Source organism: Pseudomonas sp. FSL R10-1350 (genome assembly GCF_009600525.1).
Taxonomy (GTDB): domain Bacteria; phylum Pseudomonadota; class Gammaproteobacteria; order Pseudomonadales; family Pseudomonadaceae; genus Aquipseudomonas; species Aquipseudomonas helleri.
Map to the genome: position 1 here is coordinate 18754 of NZ_WIVR01000047.1, position 22731 is coordinate 41484.

Sequence of the window (22731 nt, forward strand, 5' to 3'; positions counted from 1 at the left end):
ATATATAAATATCACTCCCACATAGTGGGATTTTTTAGCAAGCATAACTTTTTTAGGAGCGAGCTTGTCTCGCGATCTTTTAACGATCAAAAGATCGCGACGCGAGCTCGCTCCTACAGGGGGGGATTGGGGGTTTAGTCCGGCTCCGGGCCGATGACGAAGAATTCGCCGCTGCTCCACACACCCAGCCAGTTCTGGCCGTCGAGCGTGCGTGACACGGCCAACTCGACCAGTTGGTAGAACACGTTGCGATGGATCAACGCTTCCAGGTTACGCCGCACCAGCAGGTAAGGCGCGGGCTCTTGCGTCTCGGGGTCGATCTCGATGCGCAACGGGTGTTCTTTGTCTGCCGTGATCAGTTCATCCACGTTGGTGGTAAAGCGCAGCACTTGCTGCTCGCCCTGCCCTTCCACTTCCAGGGTAACCGCGACAAACGGCGCATCATCGACGGTGATGCCCACTTTTTCCACGGGCGTGATTAAAAAGTAGTCATCGCCATCACGGCGAATAATGGTCGAGAACAGTTTGACCATTGGCTTGCGCCCAATCGGCGTGCCCATGTAGTACCAAGTGCCATCACGGGCGATGCGCATGTCGATATCGCCACAAAAAGCCGTGTCCCACAGATGAACCGGAGGCAGCCCCTTGTCGGCCTTGGGGATTTGCGCCAACAGGTTACTGACGTCTACCGGCTCACTCATGCTGCTCTCCTCGACTTATTGATCGCTCAAGCCTATCAAGCTGCGCGCGTACTTAGCCAGCGGCGGGCCGATCAGGTCTTCGGGCTTGTTGTCGTGGAACGTCAGCAAGCCGCCACGGCTGCGGATGGTCGCAGTGTCGATCAGGTACTGAGTGCTGGTTTCAATCAACATGACCTGGATCACGCCGCTGTCGACGCCCAGGCGGCTGATTTCTTCCTGATCGAGCCATTCGTCGCTGTTGCCAATACGGTCGTCCGCCCGGGCGAAACGGGTGTACAGCAGGTAGTGCGCACCAAAGCCGCGGGCTTCAGCCATGGCGGCGTCCAGCCCTTGCGGTGCCTTGGCCCGGCGCACCATGGGGAAGTATTCAACAAAGCCGTTAAAGGCTTCTTCGGCCACCACGTTGGGCCGCACGTACGGGTCGCCCACAGGCGCGAATGCCCCTTGGGCGATGTAGATAAAGGAGTCTGGCTGAATGCGCAGCGAGTTGCTGCGGCGCGTATTACTGTGATCGAGCAACCCGGCGTCGCTCATCTGATAACGCACGCCCTCGCCCATGTCACTGACCGTCATACAGCCGCTCAGCGCCAAAACAGCCAGCCCTCCAACCAGACTACGCATTCTATTCTCCCGATGGCCGGCGACAGAAAACCGGCGAATAGTCGCGTAATGCAGTTTGCGCGCCAGTTTGAGTGACTTCAGCCGCCGATAATCTTCATTACCGTGGCGCCACCCGAAAACGCAATGTCTTGTTTGTCTCCCAACGCTTTCATCAGCAGCCCTTGCAGCGCTGGCAAGGCTTCGTGACGCGGCTTGTTGAGCAGGTCACCGACATAGTGACGATTGCTCGACGACAAACAGCCATGTAGCCAGCCCGTCGACGACAGGCGTAAACGCGAGCAGGTTCGACAGAACGGCACGCTTTCGTTGGCGATGACGCCAAAATAGCCGTGACTCGGGATGTGATAGCGCACTGCCGTGGCATCCATGGGCGCGTCGGCTTGCAGGTATTCGTAACGTTCGCCGATCAACGTGAGCAATTGTTGCAGGCTGACGAACTGCTGCAAAAACCCGTTGCCGTCACTGGCCAAGTGCCCCATACGCATGAGTTCGATAAAACGCAGCTCGTATCCCTGCTCAAGGCAGTAGTCCAGCAAGGGCATGACTTGATCAAGGTTTTGCCCGCGCAGCGGCACCATATTGACCTTGATGTTCATGCCGGCGGCACGGGCTTGCCGCATCCCGTCGAGCACCGTCGGCAAATCGCCGCCACGGGCAATTCGGCGGAACGCCGCAGGATCGAGGGTATCCAGGGAAACGTTAAGCCGACGAATGCCCGCGTCGAGCAGCAGCGGCAATTTACGCGCAAGCAACTGGCCGTTTGTGGTCAGGCTGATATCACTCAAACCCAACTGGCCGACTTCACGCATAAAGGTTTCAAGCTTGGGACTGACCAACGGCTCGCCGCCGGTGATGCGCAAGCGTTCAATCCCGGCCGCTTCAATCAGGTAAGCGACCCCACGCACCATGGCTTCGGCCGACAGCTCGTCCTGCGCCGCGACCAGCCGCTTGCCGTTCGGCACACAGTAAGTGCAGGCGTAGTTACAGGCAGAGGTCAGACTGATACGCAAATTGCGAAAGCGTCTGCCTTGGCGGTCAACAATCATGGAGGGCTCCGGCGCGGGGAATAAGGGCCGCAGCAGAACAGGACTCACGTGTCATGTTCTGCTACGACCCAAGCCCGAGTATAGACCTCACGGCATTCGGCCACGTCAGGAAATTACTCGACCGCAGGCGTGTCCGTGTCACGCTTGCGCTTGTTGCCCATGCGCACGCCGATGTCCATCAAGAACTGGAAAAAGCCTTCCTGATCTTCCAGCACATTGCTCCAGAACGGCGAGTGATACAGCGCCACAGCGCCGTGCACCAACGCCCAGGCGGCGCAATAGTGGAAGTAAGGCGGGACATCTTCGAGCTTGCCTTCGCTGATCCGGCCTTTGATCAGCAGGGTCAGGTGTTCAAAGTTGGACGCGCGGATTTTGTGCAGTTCTTCAACCAGCTCAGGCACCTGGTTGCCTTTGACGACCTTTTCTTCCAGGCGATCAAACAGCCGATAGCGCTGAGGATCGCGCATGCGGAATTCAAAGTAGGCACGTGACAGCGCCTCTTTGTCTTTATCCACATCTGCGGAGTGCAGCAACGTGTTCAAGTCACGTTCGTAGTCGAGCATCAGCCGCAGATAGATCTCGGCCTTGGACTTGAAGTGCTTGTAGATCGTGCCTTTGCCAATACCCACGGCATCAGCAATCATCTCGACGGTGACGCTGTCTTCACCTTGTTCGAGGAACAGCTTGAGCGCGGTATCGAGAATTTCTTGCTCGCGGCGACGAAACTCACGGACCTTACGGGGTTCTTTGTGCATAAGAAAAGGTCTGTAGGGGTCAAAATAGAAGCGGAGTATTATGCATTAGTCACGCTAAATTGCACGGACCATCCTACCGCTGGATGTTTACAGCTGAACACAGAGCCACAGAAGCGTACTCAAACGAATTGCGAGTATTCCAAATCTGTTTAAAAAACGACCAATGCGTGACTGGACGTTCGACAAAGCTGACCAATACTTACCTTGTCGGCGTTACATCCCCCCAAATGCCACGCCGACATTTGAGGCGGCACTGGATGTGCACCTCTGTTTTACTCCTAATGGTCTTAACCCGGATTCCCCAGAGTCCGGGTTTTTTTTGCATTTATTTGTAGGAGCGAGCTTGCCTCGCGATCTTTTGATTTTCCAAAAGATCGCGAGGCAAGCTCGCTCCTACAGGGGCATCGGCAGGGTTAAGCGTTTACGCGGGCCAGCGGGAACAGGCGCTTGAAGTTTTCGGTGGTCTGCTCAGCGAAGCGCTCGTAGGACTCACCGCGCAACATGGCCAGAAACTCAGCTACTTCACGCACGTATTGCGGCAGATTCGGCTTGCCGCGATGGGGGATCGGCGCCAGGTAAGGCGAATCGGTTTCGACCAGCAAGCGATCCGCTGGCACCTTGCTGGCAACATCGCGTAACGCATCGGCGTTGCGAAAGGTCACAATCCCCGACAACGAGATGTAATAACCCATGTCCAACGCCGCCTTGGCCATGTCCCAGTCTTCAGTGAAGCAGTGCAGCACACCCGCCTGGGGCAATGCCGCCTCGCGCAGCATGGCCAAGGTGTCTGCACGGGCGCCGCGGGTGTGGATCACCACCGGCTTGCCGGTCTGTTGCGCGGCTTCCAGATGAACCCGGAACGACAACTGTTGCAGCTCGGCCGCTTCAGGTTCGTAGTGGTAGTCCAGACCGGTTTCACCAATCGCCACCACCTGCGGGTGGTTCAATTCGCCCAGCAGCCAGTCCAAGGCAGGCGCCGCCCCCGGCTGCACGTCCAGCGGGTGCACGCCCACCGAGCAATCCACATCGGCATAACGCTCGGTCAGGGCTTTGACGTCTGCCGCGTTGTCGGCGCTCACGCCAATGCACAGAAAATGCCCGACGCCCCGCTGACGCGCAGCCTCAAGGGCGGCATCGAGCGAACCGTCGTGAGCGTTCAGGTCAAGACGATCGAGGTGGCAATGGGAGTCAACCAACATACAAAAATTACCTGCTCATCAAATCAATCAAATCAGCGCTGGCCGGGCAGGCTTGCCCATTGCACCAGTAAGGCTTCCAGCAACAACACACGGTTGAGGTTGGCCTTGCCCAATACTTTTTGGCGCTGGGCAAGGATCCAGTCCTGAATAGTCAAGACTTTGTCCTGCGGGGTTTTCTGCGCCAGGTATTGCAGCACTTTGCGCATGTCTTCCAGCCCCAGGCCGGTTTCGTCCTCGGTCAACTGGTAACGCAAGATCAGGCTCGACCAATCGCAAAACCAGTCAAACAACAACAGCAAAGGAATGGCATTCCAGCCTTCAGCCAATTGGGTGGCCGAGGCTTCACGCTTGAGCAGCTTTTTGACCCCGTCCACGACCGCAGCCCGTTGCTCACGCACGCCTTGGGCCTGTAACTTGACTGCCGCCAACGGTGAGCCCGCGGCCAACGTCAACAACTGCGCCCGCTCATCGCTGCTGCATTCAGGCAAGGCGCTGGCCAGCCATTGCTCGCTCATGGCGGCGCTGGGCAATGGGCAGGCTTGCTGCACGCAGCGGCTGCGAATGGTCGGCAACAGACGGCTCGACTGGTGGCTGACCAACAACAAAACCGTATTGCCGGACGGCTCTTCAAGGCTTTTGAGCAACGCGTTGGCCGCATTGATGTTCATGGCCTCGACCGGCTCAACCAGTACCACCTTGCGCCCGCCCAGTTGCGCGGTTTGCACCACAAAGCTGACCAGATCACGCACCTGGTCGACCTTGATTGGCTTGTCGGCTTCTTCTGGTTCAAGGATATAGTTGTCCGGGTGGCTGCCAGCCGCCAGCAACAAGCAGGATTTGCACTGGCCGCACGCATCAAGCCCGGCAGGCGATTGGCACAGCAGGCGCGCCATGAGGCGTTCAGCCAGCGCCCGCTTGCCGATGCCCGCAGGTCCGTGCAGCAAATACGCGTGGGCATGCTGTTCACGCCCCGCCAACTGCTGCCACAGGCTGTCCTGCCATGGATAAGCCTCAGCCACGGCACACATCCAGCAGGTGCGGCAATAAGCGATCTAGTTGCCCCTGCACACTTTCCAGTGATTGTGCGGCATCGATCAGCCGGTAGCGCTCGGGCGCGGCCTGCGCACGGGCAAGGTAGGTGCTGCGCACCGCATCAAAAAAGGTACGGCCTTCCTGTTCGAAGCGATCCAGCCGACCACGGGCGCTGGCGCGGGCCATGCCCACCTCAATCGGCAGGTCAAAGACCAGGGTCAGGTCTGGGCGCAAAGTGCCTTGAACGAAGGCTTCCAGGGTCGCAATGCGCTCCTGTGACAAACCACGGCCGCCGCCCTGATACGCGTAAGTGGCATCGGTAAAGCGATCACACAGCACCACGGCGCCCCGCGCCAGTGCCGGGCGAATCACTTCGGCCAAATGCTGGGCACGGGCGGCAAACACCAGCAGCAGCTCAGTGTCGGCACACATGGCTTCATCGCTGGGCGCCAGCAGCAACTCGCGAATCTTTTCAGCCAGCGGCGTGCCGCCGGGTTCGCGGGTTAAAACCACGTCGATACCCGCTTCGCGCAGGCGCTCCGCCAGGTATTCGCGGTTGGTGCTCTTGCCCGCGCCTTCGGGGCCTTCCAGGGTAATAAACAGGCCAGTCACAGGCAGCTTTCCTTAATCAATGTCATTGCGGGCTTGGCGCTGGTTGCTCAGCGGGGGCCGGTTCGACGGCAGACGCCGGATCAGCGGCCGGTTCCGCCGCAGGCGCCGGCACGGGTGCAGGGCTCGAACGGTAATCAGCACGGCGTTTGATCTGATATTCGCGCACTGCATTGTTGTGCGCATCCAGCGTGTCAGAAAACGTATGGCTGCCATCGCCCTTGGCCACAAAGTACAGGCTGCTGCCCGCCACCGGATGCAAAGCGGCATTAATCGCTTCGCGGCCGACCATGGCAATCGGTGTCGGCGGCATGCCGGGAATCGTGTAGGTGTTATACGGCGTCGGCTCGCGCAAATGGGCGCGGGTCAGTTTGCCGTTGTAACGCTCACCCAGGCCGTAGATCACGGTCGGGTCGGTTTGCAGCGGCATGCCGATTTTCATTCGGCGCACAAAGACCCCGGCAATTTGCCCGCGCTCTTGCGGCACACCGGTTTCTTTTTCAATCAGCGAGGCCATGATCAACGCTTTGTAAGGATCGTCATAGGGCAAGTCGGCGTCGCGTTTTTCCCACTCCTGTGCCAAGACTTTTTCGAGGCGGTCGTAGGCTTTTTCGAGCAACTGAGCGTCCGTCATGCCACGCACAAAGCGATAGGTGTCCGGGAAGAACCGGCCTTCGGGAAATTCTCCCGGATGCCCGAGCTTGGCCATGACCTCGCTGTCGCTCAGGCCGTCGAGGGTCTGCTCAATTTTTTCATGCTTGGCCAGTGCGCTGCGTACTTGGCGGAAGTTCCAGCCTTCGACCAGAGTCAGACTGTATTGCACCACTTCGCCCCGCTGCCACAGACCAATCAGGTCTTGCGCAGTCATGCCCGGCGTCATTCGGTACTCGCCGCTGTGCAAAGGCTGGCCCGCCATATTGAATCGCCAGTACAAACGCAGCCAGAAGGCATCCTGCAGCGTTTTGTCCGCTTCAAGCCGGTTAAAGGTGCCGGTCGGGGTAGCGCCCGCCGGTACGTCAAGCAGTTGCTCTTGCGTCAGGTTCAGTGGCTGTTCCAGCGCCGAGTCGAGCTTCCAGGCGCTTGCGCCCAGCAGCAAGCCCGCCAGCACCAGACCCATCTCCAGCAGCACCAAGAATTTGCGTTTCACGTATCAAACATCCAGTAAGGTGCGAGCAATGCCTTGCAGTTTACGGGTGAGCGGCCCCACCGGCCAGCTCAGGTCTGCAAACGCGCGCACGGGCCAAATGCCATACACGCTGTTGCAGAGGAAGACTTCATCGGCCTGCCGCAACTGGGCCAGGCTGATGTCAGTGATTTGGCACGGGATGCCCAGTTGTCCGGCGTGCGTCAGCAAAGCGGCGCGCATCACCCCGGCCACACCGCAACGCTGCAGGTCGGCGGTGATCAGGCCGCCGTCGCGGACTAAAAACAGGTTGCTGAACACCCCTTCAATCACTCGCCCCGACGTATCGCGCATCAACCCCTCGGCGTAGGCCGGGTCTTGCCATTCGGAGCGCGCAATCACCTGTTCGAGGCGATTGAGGTGTTTGAGCCCCGCCAACAGCGGCTGCTGAGCTAAACGGGTGGCGCAGTCAAACAGCTGAACCCCGTGTGCCCCATAGGCTTCAGGGTAGGCAGCGGCAGGGCTGGCTTGCAGAATTCGTCGAGGTTGAGCCTCGGCAGTGAAGCTGTAACCGCGCAGGCTGTCGCCGCGGGTCAGGATGAGTTTGAGGACGCCCTCGCCCATCGCTTGCGCATAGGCCAGCAATTCGCTGCGGATCAAAGTGTGATCCGCAGCCATCGCCAAACGGGAACAGCCGTGCGCCAGACGCTGCAAGTGCAGGTCCAGCAGCAACGGCTGGCCAGCCTTGACGGCGATGGTCTCAAACAGACCATCGCCGTAGGCCAGCCCACGGTCTTTCAGCGACGCCAGAGCGCTCGCCGGCTGACCGTCGACCCAGCTTTGCATCAGTCGGCGTACCGGCGGAACACCAGCGAGCCGTTGGTGCCACCAAAACCGAAGGAGTTGGACAACACGACGTCGATCGGCATTTCGCGCGCGGTGTGCGCCACAAAGTCCAGGTCGCAGCCTTCATCAGGCTCGTCGAGGTTGATGGTCGGCGGCGCCACCTGGCTGTTGATCGCCAGTACGCTGAAGATCGCCTCAACTGCGCCTGCTGCACCCAGCAAGTGACCGGTCATCGACTTGGTCGAGCTCACCGCCAGCTTGTAGGCGTGGTCGCCAAACACCGACTTGATGGCCGACACTTCTGCCAGGTCGCCAGCAGGCGTCGATGTGCCGTGGGCGTTGATGTACTGCACCTGGTCAACGTTCACATTGGCATCGCGCAAGGCATTGGTGATGCAACGCGCAGCGCCCGCACCGTCAGCCGGTGGCGAGGTCATGTGGAACGCATCGCCGCTCATGCCAAAACCAATCAGTTCGGCATAAATGGTCGCGCCACGCGCCTTGGCGTGCTCCAGCTCTTCAAGGACCAGCGCACCGGCACCGTCAGACAGTACAAAGCCATCACGGCCTTTGTCCCACGGACGGCTCGCCCGCGTCGGGTCGTCGTTACGGGTCGACAGCGCACGGGAAGCACCAAAGCCGCCCATGCCCAGACCGCAGGCGGCCATTTCGGCTCCACCGGCAATCATCACGTCAGCTTCGCCGTAGGCAATGTTGCGCGCAGCCATGCCAATGCAGTGTGTACCTGTGGTACACGCCGTCGACACAGCGTAGTTAGGTCCCTGTGTACCCAAGTGGATAGACAGAAAACCGGAAATCATATTGATGATCGAACCCGGCACAAAAAACGGAGAAATCCGTCGCGGGCCTTGATCATGCAAGGTACGGCTGGTTTCTTCGATATTGGTCAAACCGCCAATACCCGACCCCATCGCCACACCAATACGTTCGCGATTGGCATCGGTGACTTCAAGCCCGGCGTTACGCACCGCCTGAAAGCCAGCTGCCAAACCGTACTGAATAAACAGGTCAAGTTTGCGGGCCTCTTTGACGGAGAGGTAATCCTCAACGTTAAAGCCCTGTACCGAGCCGCCAAAACGGGTGGAATAGGCAGAAAGATCCGTGTGTTCGATCAGACCAATGCCACTTCGGCCTGCCAGAATGCCTTGCCAGGTGCTTGGTACATCTGCACCCAGTGGCGACAACATCCCCATACCGGTGACTACGACGCGTCTACGCGACACAGCACTCTCCTTTATTCTATTGACGACACTTTGCATCACACCTAAAGAAAAAACCGCACGCCAGAGCGGCAGTGCGGTTTTTCCATGACAGCGCGCAGCGATTACAAACTATTACGCCTGGTGGGCAGTAACGTAATCGATAGCGGCTTGTACAGTAGTGATCTTTTCAGCTTCTTCGTCAGGAATCTCAGTCTCGAATTCCTCTTCCAGAGCCATCACAAGCTCAACGGTGTCAAGGGAGTCGGCGCCCAGGTCTTCAACGAAGGAAGCAGTGTTAACCACTTCTTCTTCTTTAACGCCCAGTTGCTCGGCAACGATTTTCTTGACGCGTTCTTCGATGGTGCTCATACCTTGTTTTCACTCCTAATGGACAAATTCAGGCAGCTGGCCAGTGGGCAAGTGTATCGAAAGGCTTTTCAGTTTTTCAACTGAAAGCTTTGTACTTACCCATCATTCACCGGCTACCTATAAATAGATTGCAGCTTTATAACGGATTTTAGACAGCTCGTATGACATTTTTTTGAAGCAATCCGTCACATTTAACTCATGTACATCCCGCCGTTGACCGGAATTGTAGCTCCAGTCACGTAGGCTGCACCGTCAGAAGCTAGGAAAGCGACCACATTTGCGATCTCTTGAGCCTGGCCCAAACGGCCCAGCGGAATCTGCGTCAGCAAGGCTTCGCGCTGTGCTTCTGGCAGTTCACGGGTCATATCGGTGTCGATGAACCCTGGTGCTACCGAGTTGACAGTGATCGAGCGCGAGCCCACTTCACGTGCCAATGCACGGCTAAAACCTTCCAGGCCTGCCTTGGCGGCGGCATAGTTTACTTGGCCTGCGTTGCCCATGGCACCCACAACCGAACCAATACTGATAATTCGTCCCCAACGGGCCTTGGTCATGCCGCGCAAAACGCCCTTGGACAGGCGGAACAGACTGTTCAGGTTGGTATCGACAACATCATGCCACTCGTCATCTTTCATGCGCATCATCAGGTTATCGCGGGTGATGCCGGCATTATTGACCAAAATGGCCGGCGCCCCGAATTGCTCCTGAATGCTCGCCAACACTGCAGCAACGGATTCGTCGCTGGTGACGTTGAGTTCCATGCCAGTGCCTTGAACACCGTTTTCTTTCAGGGTGGCAGCAATACGCTCGGCACCGGAAGCCGAAGTCGCAGTGCCGATGACCACGGCGCCCTGACGACCCAACTCCAACGCGATAGCCTGACCAATGCCACGGCTAGCGCCCGTTACCAGTGCAACTTTACCTTGCAAGCTCATGCAGGCTTCTCCTAATTCAGATTCGGACCAGCGCTGCACGAGCGGCAGCGAAGGCATCCGGGGTGTTCAAATTGTGCGTCGTCACGCCATCAGCGCAACGCTTGCTGATGCCCACCAGGACTTTGCCCGGTCCGCATTCAACCAAATCAACCGGGCCGTTGGCCGCCAGCGTCTGAACCGACTCGACCCAACGTACTGGCTTGTACAGTTGCTCTAGCAAATCGCGTTTAAGGGTGGCCAGATCCGGGGCGATCGCCGCGCTGACATTTTGTACCAGCTTGATTTGCGGCGCTTGCCAGTCGATCGCTTCGATAGACTCGGCAAAACGCTCAGCCGCAGGTCGCATCAGCTCGCAGTGCGAAGGCACGCTCACCGGCAACGGCAAGGCGCGCTTGGCGCCAGCGGCTTTGCACAGTTCCATGGCACGCTCAACAGCCGCTTTGGCACCGGCGATAACCACCTGGCCCGGCGAGTTGAAATTCACCGCGCTGACCACTTCGCCCTGCGCCGCTTCAGCGCACGCATTAATAACCACAGCGTCGTCCAGCCCCAGAATCGCCGCCATGGCGCCCTGACCGGCCGGTACGGCTTCCTGCATCAGGCGACCACGGCGCTCAACCAGCTTCACGGCGTCCGCGAGGCTCAAGCAGCCCGCCGCAACCAGTGCGCTGTACTCGCCCAGGCTATGGCCTGCAACAAAGTCAGGACGCTTGCCACCTTCAGCCAGCCACAGACGCCACAAGGCGATAGAGGCGGTCAGGATTGCTGGCTGAGTAATGTCAGTTTGGTTGAGCTGTTCGGCAGGACCGTTCTGGGTCAACGCCCACAGGTCGTACCCTAGAGCGTCAGACGCTTCTTTAAATGTTTCCAGGACCAGCGGATGTGCCGCGCCCAGCTCGGCCAACATGCCGAGGGACTGCGAACCCTGCCCTGGAAAGACGAATGCGAGGGATGTAGACATGTAACAAGCCCCTAATGATCTTGTCGTCGGTGAATTGACGTCGCGCAGTGGCAGACGCAAGAAACTGACAGTTGGATGGCTGTTTCGACTGAGCGGTCACATTTAAGCACTCGCCCAACAAAACGCCTACGGTAACAACCCTTCAAGACGTCCATGCAAACGCTTTGGCAGGTCTTCATGGATTTCAATCAATGCGCGCTCTATCGCACTTTGAAAGCCCTGAGCACCTGCCGAACCGTGACTCTTGATCACAATGCCCTGCAACCCCAAAAAGCTCGCCCCGTTGTGCCGGGCGGGCGCCAGATCTGCTTGCAGGCGGCGCATTAACGGCAATGCCAACGCCCCCACACAGCGACTGAACAATGTGCGCTTGAACACCGCTTCAAGCCGACTCGAAATCATCGTCGCCAGGCCTTCGCTGGACTTGAGCAATATATTGCCGACAAATCCATCACACACCACCACATCCGCTTCGCCGCGGTACACCCCATCGCCCTCTACATAACCGATGTAGTGCAATCCCGAGGCCGCCTGCAACAAAGCCGCTGCCTCCTTGACCTGCTGATTGCCCTTGACGTCTTCAGTGCCAATATTGAGCAAGGCAACGCGGGGCCGGGCAATGCCCAACGCCTGCGCCGCCACCGAACCCATCAGCGCAAACTGAAACAACTGCTCAGCTGTGCAATCGACATTGGCCCCCAGATCCAGTACCTGGCAATAGCCGGTCTGGGTAGGAACTGCCGCAACCATCGCCGGGCGATCAATGCCAGGCAAGGTCTTGAGCACATGCCGGGACAACGCCATCAGCGCGCCGGTGTTGCCGGAACTCACACACGCCTGGACCTTGCCATCACGCAACAACTCCAGAGCAACCCGCATCGAGGAATCCGGCTTGCTGCGCAACGCGTGCGAAGGCCGCTCACTCATGGAGATCACTTCAGAGGCTGGGGTAATGGTCAGGCGCGAGCGATCCACAGCCGAATGGCTAGTGATCAATTCTTCAAGCAGGGAGGGTTGACCAACGAGGGTCAGATGCAGCGAGGGCGTAGCAGACAGGCAAGCAATGCAAGCCTGAACAATGCTGCGGGGACCGAAGTCCCCGCCCATTGCGTCGATCGCGATGACCTGAACGGACAAGTGATTACTCGTCAGCGCCCTTGTCGATCACTTTACGACCACGGTATACGCCTTCTGGCGATACGTGGTGACGCAGGTGAACTTCACCAGTGGTTTTTTCTACAGACAGAGTGCTAGCCGAAAGAGCATCGTGCGAACGACGCATGTCACGGGCAGAGCGGGATTTTTTGTTCTGCTGAACAGCCATAATTGATTAACTCCTAAACGTTTGGGTCACGCTTTAACTGCGCCAATACACTGAACGGGTTGGACCGCGTTACCTCGTCCTCGGCTGGTTCGGGCTCGTCGAGACCCGCCGGCTGCTGGCATTCTTCCGGATGATGAGCAGGCACGATAGGCAAGGCGAGCAGAAGCTCTTCTTCTATCAATGCATGCAGATCCAAAGGATCTTCGCCCAGTTCCAGCACGTCATAACCTTTCGGTAACGACTGGGTATTCGCACCCTCTTTCACCACGGCATAACTGCATTCGCTGTGGATCGGCAGGGTGACCAGCTCAAGACAACGCTGGCAAACCATTTTGACCTCGACATCGATGGAGCTGTGGATTACCACAGATCTTCGCTCGTCGCGCTCAAAAACAAATTTAGCCTGGACCACACCGACATTATCGGCGAGAGGGTCGCAGAGTCTCTCCAAATCAGCCAGCGCCACTACACCTTCAAGGGTAGTGCCGCGATCAGCTAATTTGCGCGGGTCAACGTGAGATGGAATCGGGTCATTCAACATAGGCGCAGCATTCTAGGGACGAGCCCCTCACGTGTCAAAGGAAATTGTGCCTGTGCGACAACCGATACTCTCGTTAGAATTCCTGGCCGCCTACAGGAGTCGCGCATGTTACCTCTATTACTCGCTTCAAGCTCGGTTTATCGTCGCGATTTACTGTCGCGCCTGCGCCTGCCCTTCACCTGCAGCTCACCCGACATCGACGAGAGCCATCGCCCCGGTGAGTCCGCCCTGCAGCTGGTCCAGCGCCTATCCCTGGAAAAGGTCCAGGCCCTTGCCGCCAGCCACCCGGCACACCTGATTATCGGCTCCGATCAAGTAGCGGTACTCAATGGTCAGATCATCGGCAAACCCCACACCTTCGACAAGGCCCGCCAGCAATTGCTGAATGCCAGCGGCGCCAGCGTGAGCTTTCTGACCGGCCTGACCCTGCTCAACAGCCAGACCGGGCATTACCAGACCGACTGCGTACCGTTTACCGTGCACATGCGCCACCTGAGCACCGAACAGATAGAACGCTACCTGCACGCCGAAGAACCCTACGACTGCGCCGGCAGCTTTAAAGCAGAAGGCCTGGGCGTGAGCCTGTTCCAGCGCACCGAAGGCGATGACGCCACCAGCCTGGTCGGCCTGCCATTGATACGCCTGGTCGACATGCTGCTGGCGCAAGGCGTTGCCATACCTTGATCAACTGAAACTGTAGGAGCGAGCTTGCCTCGCGATCTTTTAAAAGATCAAAAGATCGCGAGACAAGCTCGCTCCTACGGACTGGTTTTCAGCCATAAAAAAACAGGCCATTCAGGCCGGTTTTTTGGTGCTTAACGATCAGCGCAGTGTCGGGCCTTGAAAGCCCATCCACATGGCCAGTTTCTCAGCCACGCCGGCACCCAGCTTTTTCGAGAAGCGATCAAGTGCCGATTCTTGCACAGTGAAGTCGACCAGCTCTTTTTCACCGATCACATCACGCGCCACCGAACTGGCACTGCCCAGGCCGTCGATCAGCCCCAGCGGCAAGGCTTGCTGCCCGGTCCAGACCAGACCAGAGAACAACTCCGGGTGATCCTTGTCTTTCAGGCGATCGCCACGCCCTTGCTTGACGCTGGCAATGAACTGCTCGTGAGTCACGTTCAGCACACCCTGCCAAAACTTGGTTTCATCCGGCTTTTCAGGCTCGAACGGGTCAAGAAAAGCCTTGTGCTCACCCGAGGTGTAGGCACGACGCTGAACCCCCAGCTTTTCCATCGCCCCGACAAAGCCAAAACCTGCCGCCGTCACACCGATCGAACCCACCAGGCTCGCCTTGTCGGCATAGATCTCATCGGCCGCACTGGCAATGTAATACGCACCCGAAGCACCCAGATCAGAGATCACCGCATACACCTTGGTGTCCGGGTGCAGGCCACGCAAACGACGTATCTCGTCGTACACATAACCCGATTGCACCGGGCTGCCGCCAGGGCTGTTAATGCGCAACACCACACCTTTGACCTTGGGATCATCAAATGCAGCGCGCAAGCTGGTGATCAGGTTATCGGCGCTGGCAGCTTCTTTATCTGCAATCACGCCCTGCACATCAATCAGCGCGGTATAACCGGCGCCCTTGGTTGCACTGCGCTCCATGTCCATCAGCGGCGTAAACAAAAACAGCATCGCAATCAGATACAAGAAAGTCAGCGACTTGAAAAAGATGCCCCAGCGGCGCGCGCGACGCTGCTCCTGCACACCCGCCAACAAAGTCTTTTCCAGCAGCTTCCAGCTTTTATCATCACCGACTGTCGGCTCGCCTTCAGCAGGCGCCTTCCATTGATCAACCATGCTCTACCCCTGCAAAGACTTTATTTAACCTGCCGACCCAGCCAGGTACGCAATTCGGGAAACTTATCAATTGCCAGGCGCGGTTCAAACGTCAGCAAACGCTCCACTGGTTGAGCACCATAGCTCACCGCAACCGAGTCGATACCGGCATTGCGCGCCATCAGCAGATCAAAGGACGCATCCCCGACCATCAACGCCTGGCTCGGCGGCACATCGCAATGGGCGAGGATCTGGTTAAGCATCAAAGGGTTCGGCTTGCTGGCGGTTTCGTCTGCCGCCCGGGTGACGTCGAAAAAGCGCTCCCAACCATGCACCTTCAGCACACGATCAAGACCGCGACGGGCCTTGCCCGTCGCAACGGCCAAACGGTAGCCGTCAGCCCGGAACGCCTCAAGGGTGTCAGCCACCCCTGCAAACAACGGTGAAGGCTGCTCATCCATGGCGATATAGACGTCAGCGTAATGCTGACGAAAAACAACCATTTCTGGCTCAGCCATGTCCGGATAAAGCGTCAGGATGGCCTCGGGCAAACCCAAGCCGATAATCCCGCGAATGGACATTTCATCGCGCTCAGGACGACCTGTGCGCTGCGCGGCGACTCGCATCGCCGTGACAATCCGCCCCACGGAATCAGCCAGCGTGCCATCCCAATCGAAGATCAGCAGCTTGTACTCACTCAGCACTCAGACGCTCCACTGTTTTGGCCCACATGTCATCAACCGGAGCCTGTAACTTCAATTCGCCACCGTCCGGTAGCGGCACGGTCAGCATGTAGGCATGCAAGAACAAACGCTTGCCGCCCAGATCACGAATTTCTTTGGAGAAGTCTTCATCGCCGTACTTGGTGTCACCGGCAATGCAATGGCCCGCATGCAGCGTGTGCACGCGAATCTGGTGGGTACGCCCGGTAATCGGCTTGGCCTCGACCATGGTGGCAAAGTCGCCGAAACGGCGCAGCACCTTGAACACGGTCACAGATTCCTTGCCCTCCTCGTTCACCTCGACCATGCGCTCGCCCGAACGCAGATTGCTCTTCATCAGCGGCGCACGCACCTGCTTGATCGAGGTTTCCCAGCGCCCACGCACCAGCGCCATATAGCGCTTGTCGATACCGTCGCCGCGCAAGGCTTCGTGCAAATGGCGCAACATGCTGCGCTTTTTCGCAATCATCAGCAGGCCGGAAGTATCACGGTCCAGGCGATGCACAAGCTCAAGCTCTTTGATTTCCGGACGCAACTGACGAAAGGCTTCAATCACGCCAAAATTCAAGCCGCTGCCGCCGTGCACCGCGATACCGGCGGGTTTATTGAGCACAATCAGCGCCTTGTCTTCGTAGACAATGGCCGCTTCAAGGCGCTGCAACAAACCTTGCGCCACAGGCACTGGCTCATCGCGCTCAGGCACCCGAACGGGTGGCACGCGCACAATATCGCCCGCCTGCAGCTTGTACTCAGGCTTGATCCGGCCCTTGTTCACGCGCACTTCGCCTTTACGCAAAATGCGGTAAATCAAGGTCTTGGGAACACCCTTGAGCCGTGCGAGGAGGAAATTATCGATGCGTTGGCCGGCATATTCCGGCGTGACCTCAAGCAGCTGAACGCTGGGGGTCGGGGGGGTAGTCGTCGTCATGGCGCGGATGATAACAATTTTTTATGGAATTGAAGCACTTAATCATTACTGCTATAGTCGCGAACGCCGCCAAAAGCGGCCTGGACAGCGGTATAACGGTGAATAACCGACCCTGACCAACGCTCTTCACGAGGACGGAAGGCCGTCCTACGGGGCTTTTGCTGCATACGGAACACTTGGAGTTGTAACAAGCGCAGGTGACATGAGGCCTGAAGCGAGCCTGGAAAGCAGAGTGCAAACTCGCCTTTTACGCCGATATTCACGGCCAGTTCACAAAGTGCAGTCAGCTTCGGGTTTTTCGAGCGATTGTTTCGGAAACCATCGCCTTTATTAGCCATGATGCGTGAACTCCCCTTTTGGAGAACACGGTAAATGCCAACCCGCTGCGGATTCTGCGCGCGGCAGCACCCGAATTATCAAGGATACGTGTAGGGTGGAGATGCACAACCGCCGGACTGTGTAGCAATAGGCTTTATCAAGACGCTTCATCTCGTCCACAGCCGCTGGTTGATTCCTCCTCCTGACTGAGTGCTTATTAAGTCACCACAGCAAGCAGGAAGCGTAAGTCGCGACTTCGCCCCCATTGGTCGAACCTCGCTGGACACTGGAGTGGCCAACTACTCCTGACGCACCTGACACCGACCATGAGAAGTCGTGTGTGCCGAACGCCGTTTCCGGTAGCCCGGAAACCGACGGTACAACATGAAAAGAATGCTGATTAACGCAACTCAACCCGAAGAGTTGCGCGTTGCACTGGTAGATGGCCAACGCCTCTACGACCTGGACATTGAGTCCGGTGCCCGCGAGCAAAAGAAAGCCAACATTTATAAAGGCCGTATTACTCGCATCGAACCCAGCCTTGAGGCTGCCTTTGTCGATTTCGGCTCTGAGCGCCACGGCTTCCTGCCCCTTAAAGAAATCTCCCGCGAGTACTTCAAGAAAGCCCCTGAAGGCCGCGTAAACATCAAGGACGTCCTGAGCGAAGGCCAGGAAGTTATCGTGCAAGTCGAAAAAGAAGAACGTGGCAACAAGGGCGCAGCCCTGACCACGTTCATCAGCCTCGCTGGCCGTTACCTGGTCCTGATGCCGAACAACCCGCGTGCTGGCGGTATTTCCCGTCGCATCGAAGGCGAAGAGCGCAACGAACTGCGCGAGGCCCTGAACGGCCTGATCGCCCCTGCTGACATGGGCTTGATCGTGCGCACTGCAGGCCTGGGCCGCAGCAGTGAAGAAATGCAGTGGGACCTCGATTACCTGCTGCAACTGTGGACCGCCATCAAAGAAGCTTCGCTGGATCGCTCCGCGCCGTTCCTGATCTACCAGGAAAGCAACGTCATCATCCGCGCCATCCGCGACTACCTGCGCCAGGACATCGGCGAAGTGCTGATCGACAGCGTTGAAGCCCAGGACGAAGCCCTGACCTTCATTCGCCAGGTGATGCCGCAGTACGCCAGCAAAATCAAACTCTACGAAGACAGCGTTCCGCTGTTCAATCGTTTCCAGATCGAAAGCCAGATCGAGACCGCTTTCCAGCGCGTCGTCGAACTGCCTTCCGGCGGCTCCATCGTTATCGACCCGACCGAAGCCCTGGTGTCCATCGACATCAACTCGGCGCGCGCCACCAAAGGCAGCGATATCGAAGAAACCGCCCTGCAAACCAACCTTGAAGCGGCTGAAGAAATCGCCCGTCAGTTGCGCCTGCGCGACATCGGCGGTCTGATCGTCATCGACTTCATCGACATGACCCCAGCCAAAAACCAGCGCGCCGTGGAAGAAAAAGTCCGCGAGTGCCTGGAAGCCGACCGCGCCCGCGTACAAGTAGGCCGCATCTCGCGCTTTGGCTTGCTGGAAATGTCCCGTCAGCGCCTGCGTCCATCCCTGGGCGAAAGCAGCGGCATCGTCTGCCCGCGTTGCAACGGCACCGGCATCATCCGTGATGTTGAGTCGCTGTCGCTGGCGATCCTGCGCCTGATCGAAGAAGAAGCCCTGAAAGACCGCACTGCCGAAGTTCGCGCCCAGGTGCCGATCCCGGTTGCAGCGTTCCTGCTCAACGAAAAACGCAACTCGATCACCAAGATCGAACTGCGCACCCGCGCACGCATCATCATCCTGCCGAACGATCACCTCGAAACGCCGCACTTCGAAGTTCAGCGCCTGCGTGATGACAGCCCGGAAGCCAACAACAACCAGTCCAGCTACGAAATTGCTGCCGCTGCTGCCGAAGTGGAAGAAGTCCAGCCAGCCGCTGCGACCCGCACCCTGGTTCGTCAGGAAGCTGCCGTTAAAACTGCACCGGCCCGCGCCTCGGCTCCAGTACCGACCGAAGCAGCCGCACCGGTTGCCGCACCGGCAGCAAAAGCCGCCGAGCCAAGCCTGTTCAAAGGCCTGGTGAAGTCGCTGGTTAACCTGTTCGCTGCCAAGGAAGAGCCTGCTGCGCCTGCCGTGGTAGAAAAACCGGCGGCTACCGAGCGCCCTGCGCGCAACGAAGAGCGTCGCAATGGCCGCCAGCAAAACCGTAACCGCAACGGTCGCCGTGACGAAGAGCGCAAGCCACGTGAAGAGCGTGCTCCGCGCGAAGAACGCGCACCTCGTGAAGAACGCGCCCCGCGCGAACTGCGTGAGCCGCGTGAAGAAGCCCCAACCGTAACCACCGCTCGCGAAGAACGTGCACCGCGTCCGCCACGTGAAGAGCGCGCACCTCGCCCACCACGTGAAGAACGCAAGCCACGCGGCGAGCGTGAAGAGCGTGTTCGCGAACTGCGCGAGCCTCTGGACGCTGCCCCGGCAGTGGCTGCAGCTGCTGCCGTTGTCGCGACCGAAGAAGAACGTCCGGCCCGTGCGCCGCGCGAAGAGCGTCAGCCTCGCGCACCACGTGAAGAACGTGCACCACGCGAAACCCAGGCTCCAGCACCGGCTGCTGAAGACGAAGAAGTCGCGACCAACGAAGAGCAGGCGCAGGACGACAACCAGGACAACAACGAGGGTGATCGCCCACGTCGTCGCTCCCGTGGTCAGCGTCGTCGCAGCAACCGCCGTGAACGTCAACGCGATGCCAACGGCAACGTGATTGAAGGCTCGGAAGAAAACAGCGAAGAAGCCACCGCCGAAAACGCTGCTGCCGCACCTCAAGTCGCTGCCGAGCAAGTCGCAGAACAACAAGCCGCTCACACCCAGGCCATCAGCGCTCCTGCTGAAGCCCAGGCCAACGAGCAAGCTGAACGTGCCACCCAAGCCGTTCAGGAATCGGCACCCGCCGAAACCGTGGCAGCGGTAGAAGCGCAAACCACTGAAGTGGCCATCGTGCCAACCCCAGCGGTTGAAGCGCCGGTTGTTGAAACGCCTGTTGTTGAAGCAACTGCACCGGTTGAAGCGATCAAGGCACCAGAAGTTGAAGTGCCAGCAGTGCAGGCTGAACCTGAAGTCAAGGCAGCTGCCGAGCCTGCTCCGGTTGTCGAAACACCGGTCATTGCCGCGCCAGAGCCTGTGGTTGAAGCCGTTGTCGAAGCCCCGGCAGTAGAAGCGCCACGCGAAGAAGCGCCGGTAATCGAGACACCAGTTGTCGAGAAAGCGCCTGAGCACGTCAAGGAAGCCCGTGTTGTCCGCGAGCCAGTTGCCGAGCCTGCCATTGTCGAGGCCGCTCCAGCGCCAGTCGCTGAGCCAGTGGCTGAAGTGGTTGTGGCTGAAGCAGCTGTCGTCGAGACAGCCGTTGTGGCACAACCGGCTCCGGTTGAAGTGGTCGAAACCACTGAAGTGGTTGAAGTGGTGGTAGCAGCGCCGGTTGTCAGCGCACCGAGCAACGGTCGTGCACCTAACGACCCGCGTGAAGTACGCCGCCGCAAGCGCGAAGCTGAAGCAGCCGCCGCGAAAGCAGCAGCCACGGAACAGGAACACGAGTCTAAACCCCTCGCCTAATTCCGTCGGCCACTAAAAAGCCCCGCCAGTTCTGAACTGGCGGGGCTTTTTTTATTCTGTTGTGCAATCAGAAAAACCAGAACGAGCGACGCTCTTTCTCCAACTCATCACGACACTGGGCAAGTTGCGCGCCATAGGTTTGCGATTGCTGCTGAACCTTGCGCGCCACCTGCATCAACCAGGGTTTGCCACGGTAGGTGTTACGGGTAAAACCGCCACGCCCCTCGTGATACGCCAAGTACTGGTTATAGGCATCCCACTTGGAAATCCCCAACTGACGCTGGGTGCCTGCGGTATACCAGCCGATAAACATGATGGCGTCGGCATAGTTGTCCCTCGAACCAGAGCGCCCCATCGCCCGCTCAAAGTCTTTCCAGGCGGGCGGCTGGGCCTGTGCATAACCATAGGACGGGCTGACCCTACCCCACGGGATTACCCACAGCAGGTAGGCGCGCGGCGGAAGTGCGTCGGCCACAAAGCTGCTTTCCTGCTTCATGATCGCCATGGCCACGTTGGGCGGCGTGCCCCATTGTGTCTGCATCGCCACCGAATCCTTGTACCAGGCCGGGTATTGGCGATAGATGTTGCACAGATTGTTTTGGTCCCTTGGCGGGGCCGTCATGCAGCCGGTCAACGTCACCAGGGTTATCGCTAACGCACACGCAAGTAGTTGCTTCATGAATCGTCCAGACCTGAAAAACAGTGGGATACACACCAAGCCTGCGTGGGCGTGAAATCAGCCAGCGAGACTGCCGCCCTTAATACACGTTGGGTTCCATCTCAAGTTGCACCGCAAAACGCTCCTGGATATCGGCCTGAATCCGTTGCGCCAGGGCCAGCAGTTGCAACCCGGTGGCCGCGCCATAGTTCACCAGCACCAGGGACTGCAAGCGATGCACACCGGCATCCGCCTCGCGAAAGCCTTTCCAGCCTGCGGCCTCAATCAACCAGCCTGCCGCCAGTTTGACCTGGCCATCGGCCTGTGGATAACCGATCAGCCCCGGATGGGCGAGTTTCAACTCGTCCGCCTGCTGCGCCGACACCAGCGGGTTTTTAAAGAAGCTGCCAGCATTGCCCAACACCGCAGGGTCGGGCAGTTTTTCGCTGCGGATGCTGCTGATGGCCCGGCTTACATCTCTGGCCGTGGGCTGCTCAACGCCCTGCTCGCTTAAACGCTGGCGCACCGGGCCGTATTCCAGATGCAGACGCTCAGCGCGGTTAAGGGCAAAACGCACGCGTAAAATCAACCAGCGGCCCGGCTGCTGCTTGAAGATGCTGTCGCGGTAGCCAAACTCGCACTCGGCCAGGCTGAACTCACGCAATTGGCCGGTGTGGCGGTCCAGGGCTGTCAGGCCCTCGAACACGTCCTTGATCTCGACGCCATACGCGCCAATGTTCTGCATCGGTGCGGCGCCCACGGTGCCGGGGATCAAACTGAGGTTTTCCAGGCCGGATAACCCTTGCTCCAATGTCCACAGCACAAAAGCGTGCCAGACCTCCCCCGCCTCGGCCTCGACGACGGTGCGCTGGCCATCGTCGGCAAGCACCCGAATACCGCGACTGGCCATGCGCAGCACCAGGGCGTGAACATCGCCGGTGAGCAACAGATTGCTGCCGCCGCCAATCACCAGCAACGGCAGTTGTTGCTCGGCCGAATAGTGCAGGGCTTCACGCACATCACTGTCGGTATGCGCTTCGGCCAGCAGGCTGGCACGCGCCTCCACGCCGAAACTGTTGAATGACTTCAGTGACGCATCAACCTGCAACTGCAAACTCATAAACGGCCCTTCAATTCAATCACCAGCAAATCGCACGCGCGCTCAACCAGGTCGAGCACTTCTTCAAAGCCCTGTTCGCCATCGTAGTAAGGGTCCGGGACTTCATCCTTGACCGCCGCATAACGACGCAAGAACAAATCCAGTTCAGCCTTGGCGCCTGCGGGCTGCAAGGCCTTGAGGTCGCGCAGATTGCTCTTGTCCATCGCCAGAATCAGGTCATAGCGATTGAAGTCGGCAGCACTGACTTGCTGCGCACGTTGCGCCGACAAGTCATAGCCGCGGCGCTTGGCCGCCCGCTGGCTGCGCACGTCCGGC

General features: G+C 58.6%; 25 protein-coding genes. 2 read left to right on the top strand and 23 right to left on the bottom strand.

All coding sequences use genetic code 11. The features are described 5' to 3' along the window. Positions 1–134: 134 nt before the first annotated feature. The 16 genes from GHO25_RS18535 to GHO25_RS18610 form a co-directional block, all read right to left on the bottom strand. Positions 135–701, bottom strand: a complete 567-nt coding sequence (locus GHO25_RS18535; RefSeq protein ID WP_153326983.1) for a DUF1285 domain-containing protein — start codon at positions 699–701, stop codon at positions 135–137. Between the two features lie 15 nt (positions 702–716). After that, positions 717–1322: a DUF4823 domain-containing protein gene (locus GHO25_RS18540; protein WP_153372210.1), complete on the bottom strand. Its 606-nt coding sequence runs from the start codon at positions 1320–1322 to the stop codon at positions 717–719. A 77-nt stretch (positions 1323–1399) separates the two neighbouring features. Then, a complete protein-coding gene (locus tag GHO25_RS18545) occupies positions 1400–2368 on the bottom strand; it encodes a GTP 3',8-cyclase MoaA (RefSeq protein WP_153391690.1) in 969 nt (322 codons plus the stop codon). A gap of 113 nt (positions 2369–2481) precedes the next feature. Further along, positions 2482–3123 (bottom strand): TetR/AcrR family transcriptional regulator, encoded by a 642-nt coding sequence (locus GHO25_RS18550; protein ID WP_048368789.1) that lies wholly within the window; start codon positions 3121–3123, stop codon positions 2482–2484. A gap of 413 nt (positions 3124–3536) precedes the next feature. After that, positions 3537–4322, bottom strand: a complete 786-nt coding sequence (locus GHO25_RS18555) for a TatD family hydrolase (protein WP_153391692.1) — start codon at positions 4320–4322, stop codon at positions 3537–3539. Positions 4323–4354: 32 nt separating this feature from the next. Next, positions 4355–5341 carry a DNA polymerase III subunit delta' gene (locus tag GHO25_RS18560; protein WP_178110139.1) on the bottom strand — a complete coding sequence of 329 codons (987 nt, stop codon included), beginning with the start codon at positions 5339–5341 and terminating at the stop codon, positions 4355–4357. Beyond that, complete coding sequence (gene tmk, locus GHO25_RS18565) at positions 5334–5966, bottom strand: dTMP kinase (RefSeq protein WP_178110140.1); 633 nt, start codon at positions 5964–5966, stop codon at positions 5334–5336. Before tmk ends, GHO25_RS18560 begins: the two co-directional genes overlap by 8 nt. A 22-nt stretch (positions 5967–5988) precedes the next feature. Beyond that, complete coding sequence (gene mltG, locus GHO25_RS18570) at positions 5989–7110, bottom strand: endolytic transglycosylase MltG (RefSeq protein ID WP_178110141.1); 1122 nt, start codon at positions 7108–7110, stop codon at positions 5989–5991. 3 nt (positions 7111–7113) lie between these two features. Then, positions 7114–7932, bottom strand: a complete 819-nt coding sequence (gene pabC, locus GHO25_RS18575; RefSeq protein WP_153391696.1) for an aminodeoxychorismate lyase — start codon at positions 7930–7932, stop codon at positions 7114–7116. Next, positions 7932–9176: a beta-ketoacyl-ACP synthase II gene (fabF, locus tag GHO25_RS18580; RefSeq protein WP_048373983.1), complete on the bottom strand. Its 1245-nt coding sequence runs from the start codon at positions 9174–9176 to the stop codon at positions 7932–7934. Before fabF ends, pabC begins: the two co-directional genes overlap by 1 nt. A gap of 111 nt (positions 9177–9287) precedes the next feature. After that, a complete protein-coding gene (gene acpP, locus GHO25_RS18585; RefSeq protein ID WP_007987170.1) occupies positions 9288–9524 on the bottom strand; it encodes an acyl carrier protein in 237 nt (78 codons plus the stop codon). 191 nt (positions 9525–9715) lie between these two features. Next, positions 9716–10459, bottom strand: a complete 744-nt coding sequence (gene fabG / locus GHO25_RS18590) for a 3-oxoacyl-ACP reductase FabG (RefSeq protein WP_048373985.1) — start codon at positions 10457–10459, stop codon at positions 9716–9718. A 16-nt stretch (positions 10460–10475) separates the two neighbouring features. Further along, positions 10476–11420, bottom strand: a complete 945-nt coding sequence (fabD, locus tag GHO25_RS18595; RefSeq protein WP_082158103.1) for an ACP S-malonyltransferase — start codon at positions 11418–11420, stop codon at positions 10476–10478. Between the two features lie 126 nt (positions 11421–11546). Beyond that, entirely contained in the window at positions 11547–12557 is a 1011-nt protein-coding gene (gene plsX / locus GHO25_RS18600) for a phosphate acyltransferase PlsX (protein ID WP_153331156.1), read from the bottom strand. 4 nt (positions 12558–12561) lie between these two features. Further along, positions 12562–12744 (bottom strand): 50S ribosomal protein L32, encoded by a 183-nt coding sequence (gene rpmF, locus GHO25_RS18605; RefSeq protein WP_008375086.1) that lies wholly within the window; start codon positions 12742–12744, stop codon positions 12562–12564. Between the two features lie 13 nt (positions 12745–12757). Beyond that, positions 12758–13285: a YceD family protein gene (locus tag GHO25_RS18610; protein WP_153391698.1), complete on the bottom strand. Its 528-nt coding sequence runs from the start codon at positions 13283–13285 to the stop codon at positions 12758–12760. 105 nt (positions 13286–13390) lie between these two features. On the opposite strand from GHO25_RS18610, the gene GHO25_RS18615 reads away from it, so the two are divergent. Further along, a complete protein-coding gene (locus tag GHO25_RS18615) occupies positions 13391–13969 on the top strand; it encodes a nucleoside triphosphate pyrophosphatase (RefSeq protein WP_153391700.1) in 579 nt (192 codons plus the stop codon). A gap of 138 nt (positions 13970–14107) precedes the next feature. On the opposite strand, the gene sppA is transcribed toward GHO25_RS18615, so the two are convergent. From sppA to GHO25_RS18635, 4 genes are read right to left on the bottom strand one after another with little or no spacing between them, the layout of a single operon-like run. Continuing rightward, complete coding sequence (gene sppA / locus GHO25_RS18620; RefSeq protein ID WP_048373614.1) at positions 14108–15097, bottom strand: signal peptide peptidase SppA; 990 nt, start codon at positions 15095–15097, stop codon at positions 14108–14110. Between the two features lie 20 nt (positions 15098–15117). After that, positions 15118–15780, bottom strand: a complete 663-nt coding sequence (locus tag GHO25_RS18625) for an HAD-IA family hydrolase (protein WP_178110142.1) — start codon at positions 15778–15780, stop codon at positions 15118–15120. Next, positions 15770–16726, bottom strand: a complete 957-nt coding sequence (gene rluC, locus GHO25_RS18630; protein WP_048389055.1) for a 23S rRNA pseudouridine(955/2504/2580) synthase RluC — start codon at positions 16724–16726, stop codon at positions 15770–15772. Before rluC ends, GHO25_RS18625 begins: the two co-directional genes overlap by 11 nt. Positions 16727–16764: 38 nt before the next feature. Further along, the gene (locus GHO25_RS18635; RefSeq protein WP_148070699.1) at positions 16765–17064 is read right to left on the bottom strand and encodes a hypothetical protein; all 300 of its coding nucleotides are present in this window, start codon (positions 17062–17064) and stop codon (positions 16765–16767) included. Positions 17065–17437: 373 nt separating this feature from the next. Here GHO25_RS18635 and rne point away from each other — a divergent pair, with 373 nt between their 5' ends. Next, entirely contained in the window at positions 17438–20638 is a 3201-nt protein-coding gene (rne, locus tag GHO25_RS18640) for a ribonuclease E (RefSeq protein WP_153391702.1), read from the top strand. Positions 20639–20705: 67 nt separating this feature from the next. Here the strand turns inward: rne and GHO25_RS18645 are convergent, their stop codons facing one another. The 3 genes from GHO25_RS18645 to GHO25_RS18655 all read right to left on the bottom strand — a co-directional run. Beyond that, positions 20706–21317 carry a hypothetical protein gene (locus GHO25_RS18645; protein WP_256677250.1) on the bottom strand — a complete coding sequence of 204 codons (612 nt, stop codon included), beginning with the start codon at positions 21315–21317 and terminating at the stop codon, positions 20706–20708. A 79-nt stretch (positions 21318–21396) separates the two neighbouring features. After that, complete coding sequence (gene murB, locus GHO25_RS18650; protein ID WP_153391704.1) at positions 21397–22416, bottom strand: UDP-N-acetylmuramate dehydrogenase; 1020 nt, start codon at positions 22414–22416, stop codon at positions 21397–21399. Further along, positions 22413–22731: low molecular weight protein-tyrosine-phosphatase (locus GHO25_RS18655; RefSeq protein WP_153391706.1), on the bottom strand; the 319-nt coding region annotated here is incomplete at its 5' end. The genes murB and GHO25_RS18655, both read right to left, overlap by 4 nt.